The sequence below is a fragment of the Roseicyclus sp. genome, assembly GCF_965662675.1.
Lineage (GTDB): Bacteria > Pseudomonadota > Alphaproteobacteria > Rhodobacterales > Rhodobacteraceae > Roseicyclus.
Genome location: NZ_CBFIIK010000085.1, coordinates 1 through 12,262, shown reverse-complemented (window position 1 = coordinate 12,262; position 12,262 = coordinate 1). Strand labels below are relative to the sequence as shown.

Annotated in this window: 12 protein-coding genes and 1 pseudogene; 8 read left to right on the top strand and 5 right to left on the bottom strand. The window is 63.0% G+C overall.

Annotated features, from left to right (window positions below):
- The 3 genes and pseudogenes from ACTG4J_RS11760 to ACTG4J_RS11750 all read right to left on the bottom strand — a co-directional run.
- Positions 1 to 377, bottom strand: a pseudogene (locus ACTG4J_RS11760) (sn-glycerol-3-phosphate ABC transporter substrate-binding protein UgpB); the annotation flags it as partial.
- Between the two features lie 189 nt (positions 378 to 566).
- The gene (gene xth / locus ACTG4J_RS11755; RefSeq protein WP_439139731.1) at positions 567 to 1,349 is read right to left on the bottom strand and encodes an exodeoxyribonuclease III; all 783 of its coding nucleotides are present in this window, start codon (positions 1,347 to 1,349) and stop codon (positions 567 to 569) included.
- A 63-nt stretch (positions 1,350 to 1,412) separates the two neighbouring features.
- Complete coding sequence (locus tag ACTG4J_RS11750; RefSeq protein ID WP_439139729.1) at positions 1,413 to 1,751, bottom strand: HesB/IscA family protein; 339 nt, start codon at positions 1,749 to 1,751, stop codon at positions 1,413 to 1,415.
- Positions 1,752 to 1,837: 86 nt separating this feature from the next.
- Here ACTG4J_RS11750 and ACTG4J_RS11745 point away from each other — a divergent pair, with 86 nt between their 5' ends.
- From ACTG4J_RS11745 to ACTG4J_RS11715, 7 genes are all read left to right on the top strand, one after another.
- Positions 1,838 to 3,007, top strand: a complete 1,170-nt coding sequence (locus ACTG4J_RS11745) for a deoxyguanosinetriphosphate triphosphohydrolase (RefSeq protein WP_439139733.1) — start codon at positions 1,838 to 1,840, stop codon at positions 3,005 to 3,007.
- A gap of 83 nt (positions 3,008 to 3,090) precedes the next feature.
- Positions 3,091 to 4,821 carry an arginine--tRNA ligase gene (argS, locus tag ACTG4J_RS11740; protein ID WP_439139727.1) on the top strand — a complete coding sequence of 577 codons (1,731 nt, stop codon included), beginning with the start codon at positions 3,091 to 3,093 and terminating at the stop codon, positions 4,819 to 4,821.
- A 90-nt stretch (positions 4,822 to 4,911) separates the two neighbouring features.
- Positions 4,912 to 5,883, top strand: a complete 972-nt coding sequence (locus ACTG4J_RS11735) for an SPOR domain-containing protein (protein ID WP_439139725.1) — start codon at positions 4,912 to 4,914, stop codon at positions 5,881 to 5,883.
- Between the two features lie 5 nt (positions 5,884 to 5,888).
- On the top strand, positions 5,889 to 6,902 hold the full coding sequence (locus ACTG4J_RS11730; protein ID WP_439139723.1) for a glycoside hydrolase family 3 N-terminal domain-containing protein: 1,014 nt from the start codon (positions 5,889 to 5,891) through the stop codon (positions 6,900 to 6,902).
- Positions 6,895 to 7,695 (top strand): segregation and condensation protein A, encoded by an 801-nt coding sequence (locus tag ACTG4J_RS11725; protein ID WP_439139721.1) that lies wholly within the window; start codon positions 6,895 to 6,897, stop codon positions 7,693 to 7,695. The genes ACTG4J_RS11730 and ACTG4J_RS11725 overlap by 8 nt, the downstream gene beginning before the upstream one ends.
- Entirely contained in the window at positions 7,696 to 8,397 is a 702-nt protein-coding gene (scpB, locus tag ACTG4J_RS11720) for an SMC-Scp complex subunit ScpB (protein ID WP_439139719.1), read from the top strand. It abuts the gene before it with no gap.
- A gap of 38 nt (positions 8,398 to 8,435) precedes the next feature.
- Positions 8,436 to 8,687, top strand: coding sequence for a hypothetical protein (locus ACTG4J_RS11715; protein WP_439139717.1), 252 nt, complete (start codon positions 8,436 to 8,438; stop codon positions 8,685 to 8,687).
- 80 nt (positions 8,688 to 8,767) lie between these two features.
- On the opposite strand, the gene glnA is transcribed toward ACTG4J_RS11715, so the two are convergent.
- Together glnA and ACTG4J_RS11705 are read right to left on the bottom strand one after the other, a co-directional pair.
- Positions 8,768 to 10,174: a type I glutamate--ammonia ligase gene (gene glnA / locus ACTG4J_RS11710; protein WP_439139715.1), complete on the bottom strand. Its 1,407-nt coding sequence runs from the start codon at positions 10,172 to 10,174 to the stop codon at positions 8,768 to 8,770.
- A gap of 75 nt (positions 10,175 to 10,249) precedes the next feature.
- Positions 10,250 to 10,588: a P-II family nitrogen regulator gene (locus ACTG4J_RS11705; protein ID WP_213685067.1), complete on the bottom strand. Its 339-nt coding sequence runs from the start codon at positions 10,586 to 10,588 to the stop codon at positions 10,250 to 10,252.
- Positions 10,589 to 10,735: 147 nt separating this feature from the next.
- Here ACTG4J_RS11705 and ACTG4J_RS11700 point away from each other — a divergent pair.
- A partial coding sequence (locus tag ACTG4J_RS11700; protein ID WP_439139714.1) for an NAD(P)H-hydrate dehydratase occupies positions 10,736 to 12,262 on the top strand: 1,527 nt, incomplete at its 3' end.

Below are 12,262 nucleotides of genomic sequence, written 5' to 3'. Positions count from 1 at the left end.
ACGACGGCGGGCAAGAAGCCTGCGGGTTCAAAGGGGACGCCTGCATCGGCCATCAGCTGGTAGACGGGAACGATCGCGCCCTCGGCGGCCATCATGGTGCCTGTGCCGACCTCGAAGACCTGCACGATATCGGGCTGTTCGCCTGCGCGGAAGGCCGCGATCGCGCCGGTCATCGTTTCGGTGTAGCTGCCGCGATAGCTGGGAACCACGACGAAGTCGCTTTGCGCCGCGTTGAAAGCGGTGGCCAGCGCCTCGGTCTTTTCACCAAGCTCGCCACCCATGGCGTGCCACCAATCGATCTGGGTCTGGGCCTGTGCGGCGCTGCCCAAGGCAAGCAGGCTGACGGTGCTTACCGCTGCAATCTTGTTGAACGTCATCGGACTCTCCTCCGGCCGGTCGCCCGGCGCGTCAATCTGTCTGGACATGAAAGGACAGCCCTCGCGGCCACCCTTGGCCGCAGCGCTTAATGTGACTCTGTGACGGGCGTGTTACGGGAGATGATGATTTGATGACATCGCCCGAAAAATCGGTGAGGCGGCGTTGCCGCGTGCCTTATCCCGGATCGCTCAGGCGTCCAGTTCGATCCAGACGGGGACGTGGTCCGAGGGTTTTTCGCGTCCGCGCACGGCCTTTTCGATGCCGCAATCGACCATCAGATCGGCGGCCTGCGGGCTAAGCAGATGGTGGTCGATGCGGATGCCGTTGTTCTTTTCCCATGCGCCGGCCTGATAATCCCAAAAGCTGTAAAGGCCGGGGGCGGTCATGCGTGTGCGGATCGCTTCGGTGAAACCGAGGTTGAGCAAACGACGAAAGGCCGCGCGGCTTTGCGGCAAGGCCAGCGCATCCTCGCGCCAGACTTCGGGGCGGGCGGCGTCGATGTCTTGGGGGATGACGTTGTAATCGCCCGCCAACACCAGCGGCGCCTCATCGGCGAGGAGGGTGCGGGCATGCGCCTCCATCCGGGTCATCCAGGCGAGCTTGTATTCGTATTTCGGCCCCGGCGCGGGGTTGCCGTTGGGCAGGTAGAGCCCACAAACCCGCACCGCGCGCTTGTCGCCCATCACGGTGGCTTCGATCCAGCGGGCTTGTTCATCGGTCTCGTCGCCAGGTAGGCCACGGCTGACATCCTCAAGCGGTAAACGCGACAGGATCGCCACACCGTTGAAGCCCTTTTGGCCGTGTGTTTCGACGCGGTAGCCCAAATCCTCGAAATGTTCGCGGGGGAAACCCTCATCGACGGATTTGATTTCCTGCAGCAGTGCCACATCGGGCTTGAACGCGTCCAGCCAGTCGCTCAATGCCTCGAAGCGCGCCTTGATCCCGTTGATGTTGAACGTCGCGATTTTCATGGCCTGCCCCGTCATGTCCCTCTGTCTTGCCGGGTCTCCCATGCACAGGCATGGGGCGCAAGCTTACATCGAGAAGGATGTCCCACAGCCGCAAGACGAGGTTGCGTTGGGGTTGGCGATGGTGAAGCGCGCGCCGATCAACTCTTCGGTGAAATCGATCACCGCATCGGCAAGGAAAGGCAAAGAGACGCTATCGACCACGACTTTTTGGCCGTCGCTTTCCAAGATCAGATCATCTGTGGCCGGGTCGTCGAGGCGGATATCATACTGAAAACCGGAACATCCCCCCCCATCGACCGCAATGCGCAGCGCCTTGGCCTCGCCTGTTGCGGCGTTGATTTCGGCAAGCCGCGCGAATGCGCGTGGCGTCACCTTGGGCGGAAGGGTCAGTGTCAGGGTCATTGGCGAAGTCCTTCGCGGCGCTGTCGCATTCGGTGTCCATAGCATATATGAACCAAGTCGATGCCGACAAGAACCGGAAGCAACCGATGCGTGCGCCCTATGCCTGTGACCCCCGCCTGACCCGTGGCCGCCGCGTGGTCGAGGAGGAAAGCACCTTCCGCTCGCCCTTTCAGCGCGACCGCGACCGGATCATCCATGCCTCGGCCTTTCGCCGCCTCAAGCACAAGACGCAAGTCTTTGTCGAGCACGAGGGCGATTATTTCCGCACACGCCTGACCCATTCGATCGAAGTGGCGCAGGTGGCGCGCACTATCGCGCGCGCATTGGGGCTGGACGAGGATCTGACCGAGGCCGTGGCGCTGGCTCATGATCTGGGCCATCCACCCTTTGGCCACACGGGCGAGGATGCGTTGCAGGATTTGATGGCCCCTTTCGGTGGCTTCGATCACAATGCCCAGGCGATCCGCATCGTCACCCATCTCGAACGCCATTACGCCGAATTCGACGGCTTGAACCTCGGTTGGGAAACCCTTGAAGGGATTGCAAAACATAACGGCCCGGTGGCGCCACCGCCGCCTTGGGCCTTGGCCGAATACTGCGCGTTGCATGATCTTGAGCTAGCCACCCATGCCAGCGCCGAGGCGCAGGTCGCCGCCATCGCCGATGATATCGCTTATAACCATCACGATCTGCATGATGGCCTCAGGGCCGAGCTGTTCTCGACCGATGAATTGGCGCGCCTCCCCGTTCTTGATCGTTGCTTTGCCGCGGTCGATGCGGCCTATCCCGGTCTGAATTACTACCGCCGCCGCCACGAGGCGCTGCGCCGGTTCTTCGGCGTCTTGGTCGAGGATGTGATCGGCTATGCACAAGCGGAACTGGCGGCGCTCGATCCGCGCAGCCCCGATGACATCCGCGCGGCGGGTCGGCCGATCATTCGGTTTTCGCAAGGTGTTTTCGAAGATCTGAAGGTAATCCGCGCCTTTTTGTTCGAGCGCATGTATCGCGCGCCCTCGGTTGTTGTGATGCGCGCGGAAGTTACGGGCGTGGTGCGCGACCTCTTTCCCCATTTCATGGCCCATCCCGAGCTATTGCCCAAGCAATGGCGCAATGATGTGGCGGCGATCATGGGCGATGAGACGGCCTTGGCACGGATCGTATGCGATTATATTTCAGGCATGACCGACCGTTTCGCGCTTTTGACCCATAGCCAATTCTGCGGCGGGCAAGCCGTGGGGCAGGGTGGTTATGGGTGAGCAAGCGGGCTTTGCGCGCCACGCCTGATTGACCTCTGGCGTTGCCGTGATACTAGGCTGGCAACCGACCCGAGGATCTGGAAATGACGATGTTTGCCGATATTCATGCCACGGTTCTTGCCGCGCTCGATGAGATGCGCGCCGAGGGGCGCTTGCCCGCGGGCCTCGATATGCGCGCCGTCGCCGTCGAGCCGCCGCGCGACGCGGCGCATGGCGATATGGCGACCAATGCGGCGATGGTGCTGGCCAAGCCCGCGGGCATGAACCCGCGCGAGATCGCGACCGTCTTGTCCGAGAAGCTGGCACAAGATGCGCGCATCGCCAGCGCCGAGGTGGCGGGGCCGGGTTTTCTCAACCTGCGGCTCACCGCCGAGGCATGGCGGGGCGTGATCGCCACGATCCTTGCACAAGGCGCGGGCTATGGGCGGTCCGACATGGGCCACGGGCGGCGGATCAATGTCGAATATGTTTCGGCCAATCCGACGGGCCCTTTGCACGTCGGCCATACCCGCGGCGCGGTTTTCGGCGATGCCTTGGCGCGGCTGCTGGATTTCACCGGCCATGATGTGACGCGCGAATACTATATCAACGATGGCGGCGCGCAGGTCGATGTTTTGGCCCGCTCCGTCTATCTGCGCTATCTTGAGGCGCATGGCCAAGAGGTCGCCTTTGCCGATGGCACCTATCCCGGCGATTACCTGATCGCGGTGGGTCAAGCGCTCAAGGACGAGGTGGGCGATGCGTATTTGGGGAAAGATGAAGCCGTCTGGCTGACGGCGATCCGCGATTTTGCCACAGACCGGATGCTGGAGTTGATCCGCGAGGATCTGGCCATGCTTGGCGTGGCGATGGATGTGTTCTACTCCGAGAAGTCGCTCTATGGCACCGGCCGGATCGAAGCGGCGCTCGATGATCTGCGCGGCAAGGGCCTGATCTATGAAGGCGTGCTGGAACCGCCCAAGGGCAAGACCCCCGAGGATTGGGAGCCGCGCGAGCAGACGCTCTTCAAATCGACCGATTTCGGTGACGATGTCGACCGCCCGGTGATGAAATCGGATGGCGCATGGACCTATTTCGCCCCTGATATCGCTTATCACTACGACAAGATCAGCCGCGGCTTTGACGAGTTGATCGATATCTTCGGCGCCGATCACGGCGGCTATGTCAAACGGATGAAGGCCGCGGTCGCGGCGCTGTCGGGCAGCCGCGTGCCGCTCGATATCAAGCTGATGCAGTTGGTGCGCCTCAAGCGCGGCGATCAAGAACTGAAAATGTCCAAGCGCGCTGGAACCTTCGTCACCTTGCGCGATGTGGTCGAGATGGTAGGCGCGGATGTGACGCGGTTCGTGATGCTGACGCGCAAGAACGACGCGCCCTTGGATTTCGATGTCGACAAGGTGCGCGAGCAATCCAAGGATAACCCTGTCTTTTACGTGCAATATGCCCATGCGCGTGTCCAATCGGTGCTGCGCAAAGGGGCCGAGATCGGGATCGTGCCGGGCGGTGCCGATGATCTGGCCGCGATCAGCGATCCGGCGGAATTGGCGCTGGTGGCCAAACTCGCCCATTGGCCGCGGCTGGTCGAAAGTGCCGCTGAGGCGCATGAGCCCCATCGTATCGCCTTTTACCTCTACGAGCTGGCCAGCGATTTCCACGCGCTGTGGAACAAGGGCAATGGCGCGCCTACGCTGCGTTTCTTGCAGGAGGATGATCCGGCCACAAGCCGTGGGAAATTTGCCATGATCAGTGCCGTGGCGATTGTTATTTCCAACGGTCTTGGTATCTTGGGTGTGCGGCCTGCCGATAAAATGTGAGGCATCAGACCTCCTGTCGGCCGGATCGTAGAGGCAAACCCCGGTGCTGAAAGGCGCATAAACGGGGACCAAGAGCAGGCGTAGCAGGATATGGCAAACATCGGATCATTCGGTGATGATCGCGGTTTTGGGGCATCGGACGGGCATGGCGCGTCAGCGCCCGTGATGTCGCAGGTCGGACAGATCGTGAATTGGGCCGGCGCGTTCGTGTCGCTGGGCTTGGTTGTTGGTATGGCTGTGTGGGCGTTTCAACTGGCGTCGCGGGATGTCTCGGGGGTGCCGGTGATCCGCGCGCTCGAAGGGCCGATGCGCAGCGCGCCCGAAGATCCCGGCGGCACGCAAGCCGACCATCAGGGCCTTGCCGTTAACCGCCTTGCCGAGGGTGCGGCAGCCGCCGATGTGCCCGATACTTTGGTGCTGGCACCGCCGCCGGTTGAATTGACCGCCGTCGCGATGAGTTCGGCCTCGCTTGCCGCCGATATCGATCAGCCCAGCCCTACGCCGGAAGCCGCCTCGCGCCAGACCCAAGAGTTGATCGATGTCTTGATGGCGCGTGGCGCCGATACGCCGCTTGTCGAAAACGATGATCCGATAGCCGCCGAGATGGCTGGCGTCAGCATCGCGCCGCAACCGGCGCCGCCACAGGGGACAACGGCGCCATCGGGGGTCATTGCAGCCTCAGTTCCGGGTGTCAGCCTGTCGATCCGCCCGCCGGTGCGGCCCACGACGATCCTTGCCTCCGCCAGCATGGCCGAGGTTGCAGGCCCACTGGGCGCGGCGGTGCGCGAATTGGATGGGGCGGAATTGGCCGAGGGTACGCGCCTTGTGCAATTGGGTGCATTCGACAGCCCCGAGATTGCGCAGGCCGAATGGGACCGTCTGCTTGTGCAATTTCCCGATTATTTCGAAGGCCGCGCGCGGGTGATCCAATCGGCAAGTTCTGGCGGCGCGGCGTTCTACCGTCTGCGCGCCCATGGCTTCGAGGATCTCGCGGCATCGCGCCGGTTTTGCGCGGCCTTGGTGGCGCGCAACGCGCCTTGCATCCCCGTAACGGTCAGGTAGCGCGCATGTCCGGGCTTTCGGCCACGATCCTTGGTTGCGAAGGCCCGCGCCTATCCCCCGATGAAGCGCGCTTTTTCGCGCAAGCCCAGCCTTGGGGCTTTATCCTGTTCGCCCGCAACATCGAAGACCCCACCCAGCTTTTGGCGCTGACATCCGATCTGCGCGCGGCGGTTGGGCGTGACGCGCCGATCTTGATCGACCAAGAGGGCGGACGGGTGCAGCGCATGCGCGCCCCTTACTGGCGGCAGTGGCGACCTGCCCTGGAGCAGATGGCGCAAGCAGGCCCCGAACGCGCAGCGCGTGCCATGTATCTGCGCGCCCGGCTGATCGCGCATGAATTGCGCGAGATGGGGATCGATGTGAATTGCATGCCCTTGGCCGATGTCGCGCGTCAAACGACGCATCCGGTTTTGCTCAACCGGCTTTACGGCACCGAACCCAATACGGTGATCGGCGCGGGCCGAGCCGTGGCGCAAGGGTTGGTTGCGGGCGGCGTATTGCCTGTGCTGAAACATTTGCCCGGCTATGGTCTGGGCGAGGTGGACAGCCACCTCAGCCTGCCGCGTGTCAGCGCGCCGCTTGCGGAACTGGAGCGGGTCGATTTCGCGGCCTTCAAACCCTTGGCCGATCTGCCCTTGGGCATGACCGCCCATATCGTCTACGAGGCGATCGACCCCGATCTGCCCGCCACATTCTCGCGCATGTTGATCGACAAGATCCGCGACCAGATCGGCTTTGATGGGGCGCTCATGACCGACGACCTCTCGATGGGGGCGCTGCCCGGACCGATCGGCGAGCGTGCGGCCCGCGCGCGTGCCGCGGGCTGCGATCTGATCCTGCATTGCAATGGCGATCGCGCCGAGATGGCGTTGGTTCTGGCCGATGCCGGCGATCTGGAAGGTGCGGCGCAGGCGCGCTGCGCGCGCGCGCTTGCCCAACGCAGCCATCCCGCGCCGCTTGACATCGCTGCCGTGGAAGCCGACCTTGCCGATCTTCTGGACGGAGAGGTCTATGGCTGACACGCCCGTGCCCGCCAATGATGCGGACACCCAATGGGACGCTGTCGCCTCGCGCCGCGCGGCCGAGGCGCTGATTGTCGATGTGGACGGGTTCGAGGGGCCTCTCGACCTGCTCTTGACGCTGTCGCGGACGCAAAAGGTCGATCTGCGCAAGGTGTCGATCCTGCAATTGACCGAGCAATATCTGACCTTCATCGACCAGGCGCGCGCGCTCAGGATCGAATTGGCGGCCGATTACCTCGTCATGGCGGCATGGCTGGCATTCTTGAAATCGCGCCTGCTCTTGCCGCCCGACCCGACCGAGGATGGGCCTTCGGGCGAAGAGATGGCGGCCTATCTGGCCTTTCAACTCGAACGGCTGGCGGCGATGCGCGATTGCGCCGCCAAGCTCATGGCGCGCGACCGTCTGGGGCAGGACCGCTTTGCCCGTGGCGAGGAACAAGAAGTCGCGACCGCAAGGCGCATCACCTACACCGCAGGTCTGTTGGACCTGATGCAGGCCTATGCCCGCATCCGCACCCGCGATGAGTTTCGTCCCTTCGTCATGGACCGTGACAATGTGCTGACGATGGAGCAGGCGCTTGACCGGATGCGCGGGATGATCGGCTATGCTGGCGATTGGACCGATCTTTCCAGCTATCTGCCCACCGAATGGCGTGGCGATCCCAAACGGCGCCGCTCGGCCATGGCGGCGAGTTTCGCGGCCGCTTTGGAACTGGCCAAGGCGGGCAAGGTGCTGATCCGGCAATCGGAGACCTTTTCGCCGATCGAATTGCGTCGTAGGGACGAATAGATGACGGACACGCCCAAACCCGTGCGCGAAGAAAGCCTGTTTCGCGCCCCCCCCTTGGCCGAGCAAGAGCGGATGGTCGAAGCGATGCTCTTTGCCGCCGCCCGCCCGCTGAGCGTGGCCGAGATGGAGGCGCGCATGCCCCACGGCTGCGATGCCGCCGAGGCCTTGCAGCTCTTGCGCAAGCGCTACGAGGGGCGCGGCGTAACGGTGGCGCGCGTGGGCGATGCTTGGGCGATCCGCACGGCGGCTGACTTGGGCTTCTTGATGTCGCGCGAAACGGTCGAAACCCGCAAGCTGTCGCGTGCCGCGATCGAGACGCTTGCGATCATCGCCTATCACCAGCCCGTTACCCGCGCCGAGATCGAAGAGATCCGGGGCGTGTCGGCCTCCAAGGGCACGGTCGATCAGTTGATCGAGATGGAATGGGTGCGCTTCGGGCGCCGCCGCATGACGCCCGGCCGCCCCGTCACCTATGTGGTGACGCAGGGATTTCTTGATCATTTCGGGCTGGAATCGGCGCGCGATCTGCCCGGCCTCAAGGAATTGCGCGAAGCGGGGCTTTTGGAAAGCCGCCCACCCGAAGGGGCCGAGCCCGAGGCGGTTGGTCAAAGCGATACGGGCGACATGTTTGAAGATGACGCGGAAATGGCCATGCGCGACGATCATGATGACGATGATCTCGTCGATGATGAGGGCCAATAAACGGCAACCTGACTTTGCCGTATTTTTGCTATATCTTGGTGTCAGACAAGTATGAGCGGCCCAATCCGGGTCTGCATGTGAGTAACGAGGTCAGTGAGATGGAACGTGTCATCAACATGGTCATCCGGCAGGTGGTCCGCCAAGTCGTCAATCGCGGCATGAACGCAGGGATCGACAAGCTGACGCAGGGCCGCGCCGATGCAACCCCCGAGCAACAAGCCCAAGCCCAACAAAACGGCAACCGCACCAAGAAGGCGATGCAGATGATCCGCCGTTTCGGGCGATTCTGATCGCGGCGTCCTTGGCGCTGCAGCCTGCACGAAACGAAACGGGCGCCCAAGGGCGCCCGTTCGCTTGATCCAACTGCCGATTAGCAGCTGTAATACATCTTGTATTCGATCGGGTGAGGTGTGTGCTCGAAGGCGTAAACCTCTTGCCACTTGAGGGCGATGTAGGCCTCGATCTGATCCTTGTCGAACACGCCGCCCTTGAGCAAGAAGTCGTGATCGGCTTCCAACTCTTCCAGCGCTTCGCGCAAGGATGCGCAGACGGTGGGAATCGATGCCAGCTCTTCGGGGGGCAGATCGTAAAGATCCTTGTCCGAGGGGTCGCCGGGGTGGATCTTGTTCATGATCCCGTCGAGGCCAGCCATCAACAGTGCAGAGAAGGCCAGATAGGGGTTTGCGGACGGATCGGGGAAGCGGGCCTCGACGCGCTTTGCCTTGGGGCTTTCGGTCCACGGAATACGCACGCAGCCCGAGCGGTTGCGGGCCGAATAGGCGCGCAGAACGGGGGCTTCGAAGCCGGGGATCAAGCGCTTGTAGCTGTTGGTCGAGGGGTTGGTGAAGGCGTTGAGCGCCTTGGCGTGCTTGAGGATGCCGCCGATGAAATACAGCGCCTCGTTCGACAGGTCGGCATATTTGTCGCCTGCAAACAGCGGCTTGCCGTCTTTCCAGATCGACATGTTCACATGCATGCCAGTGCCGTTGTCGCCGGCCATCGGCTTGGGCATGAAGGTTGCCGACTTGCCATAGGCATGCGCCACGTTGTGGATGACGTACTTGTATTTCTGGATGTCATCGGCCTGCTTGGTGAGCGTGCCGAAAATCAGGCCAAGCTCGTGCTGGTTCGATGCCACCTCGTGGTGGTGCTTGTCGACCTTCATGCCGATACGCTTCATCGTCGACAGCATTTCAGACCGCAGGTCTTGTGCCGGGTCGATCGGGTTGACCGGGAAATAGCCGCCCTTGATGCCGGGGCGGTGGCCGGTGTTGCCCATCTCGTATTCGGTGTCGGTGTTCCATGCGCCGTCGACCGCGTCGACCTCGAAGGAGACCTTGTTCATCGATACGGCATAGCGGACATCGTCGAAGACGAAGAATTCGGCCTCGGGGCCAAAATAGGCTGCGTCGCCCACGCCCGACGACTTCAGATAAGCTTCGGCCTTGAGCGCGATGCCGCGCGGATCGCGGTTATAGGCCTCGCCCGTGTCGGGTTCGACCACGTTGCAATGCACGCAGATCGTTTTCTCGGCATAGAAGGGGTCGACATAGGCGCTTTCGGTATCGAGCATCAGCTTCATGTCAGAGGCTTCGATGCCCTTCCAACCGGAGATCGAAGAGCCGTCGAACATGAAGCCTTCTTCAATGAAGTCCTCGTCGACGAGGTCGGACATGACCGTCACATGCTGCAGCTTGCCGCGCGGATCAGTGAAGCGGATATCGACGTATTCCGCCCCTTCTTCCTTGATCATCTTCAAAAGGTGTTCTTTGCTCATCGTGACCTTCCCCTGACGTAATGGTCGTGTGGTTACATGGCCGTGCGGTGCGTTACGCGCCCGACGGCCAGCGGTTTAAATTGCGTCGTCGCCGGTTTCGCCGGTACGAATGCGGATCGCCTGCGAGATATCGGAGACGAAGATCTTGCCGTCGCCGATCTTGTCGGTTTTGGCGGCGCTGATGATCGCCTCGATCGCGGCATCGACCATGTCGTCGGTCAGCACAACCTCGATCTTCACCTTGGGCAGGAAATCAACGACATATTCGGCACCGCGGTAAAGCTCGGTATGGCCTTTTTGACGGCCAAAGCCCTTCACCTCGGTGACGCTGAGGCCCTGAATGCCGATCTCCTGCAGCGCTTCCTTCACCTCGTCGAGCTTGAAGGGTTTGATGATCGCCTCGATCTTTTTCATGTGGCCCAGGCCTCCTCGTATGTGCGGAACCCTGACACCATTTTGCGCGGGGGGAATCCATGCGCTACGATCCAGAACGGGCGCGACGCGCGGGATTCTGACAGGCTGTGATTAAAAATTAGGCATATTGTCGAACAAGTGAGCGATATGAAAACACCAGCTGGCATCAGCCTCGTGACCGCCGCGCAGATGCGGGCCATCGAACACGCCGCAATCGCCAGCGGTCGGGCCACGGGCCGGGAACTGATGGAGCGGGCAGGGCGCGGCGTGGTCGATGCCGTCTTTGTCCAATGGCCCGCGATGGCGCAGGTTCCGGGGCGCGCAATCGTGCTGTGTGGGCCGGGCAATAACGGCGGTGATGGGTTCGTCATCGCACGGCTGCTCAAGGGCTGGGGTTGGGAGGTGGAGGTTTTCTTGCTAGGCGATCCCGCGCATTTGCCACCGGATGCGGCCCTGAACCACGCGCGTTGGCAAGCAATGGGGGCGGTCGGCAGTTTGCCGCTGACGGGCCAGCCCGACCTGCGGGGCGGTACGGGTTTGATCGTCGACGCGCTTTTCGGCACGGGGCTGACGCGTGGGCTGGGACCGGATCTCGCGCAGGGCGTGCTGATGCCCTTCGACACCGATGCATATCACGGCTGGCACCGGGTCGCAGTCGATATCCCATCTGGGCTTTGCGCCGATTCCGGGCGCATGCTGACCGATGCGCAGGCGCGCGGCGCGGCTTTTCGGGCCGAGCTGACGGTGAGCTTTCATAGCCACAAGCCCGGCCATGTGCTGGGCGGCGGCCCCGATTTCTGCGGCCGGGTGGTGGTTTGCGACATTGGATTGGGGCAGGGTGGGCCGCTGGACGATCTGTGGCTTATGGATGCGCCTGCGCCCTCGGACATCCTCAAGCAAGCCGGGCACAAGTATGATCATGGCCACGCGCTGGTCCTTTCGGGCGGGCTTGGGCGATCGGGTGCGGCGCGGCTGGCGGCGCGGGGGGCGTTGCGCATCGGCGCCGGTCTGGTGACAGTGGCGGCCCCGGCTGCGGCGATGGCGGAATGCGCCGCGCAGCTGACCGCGATCATGTTGCGTCAGTGCGACGAGGCGGCAGAGCTTGCCACCATGCTCGATGATGGTCGGATCGGCGCGCTTTGCCTTGGGCCGGGGTTGGGGTTCGCGCCTGCCGCGTCTTTGGTGCCTGTCGCCCTTGCCTCCCGCCGGCCCACTGTGCTTGATGCCGATGCACTGAGCGCCTTTGGCGATCAGCCGGACACATTGTTCGCAGCCCTGCATGCCGATGCCATCATCACGCCGCATGATGGCGAGTTTGCACGGCTTTTCCCCGATTTGGCCGAAATGCTGGCGCGCCCTGCGTCGCGCGGCCCGGCCTTTTCACGGATCGCGGCAGCGCGTGCGGCGGCCAAACGGGCGGGGTGCATTGTGCTGCTCAAGGGGCGCGACACCCTCATCGCCGACCCTGCGGGCCATTGCGCGGTGCATGCGGCAACGGGCGCGCGCGCTACGCCATGGCTTGCGACCGCGGGATCAGGCGATGTGCTGGCAGGCATGATCGCGGGCCTGTTGGCGCGTGGTGTGCCGCCGATGCGCGCGGCACAGGCCGCTGTTTGGTTGCATGCCGAGGCGGCACTGATCTTCGGTCCCGGGCTGATCGCTGAAGACCTGCCC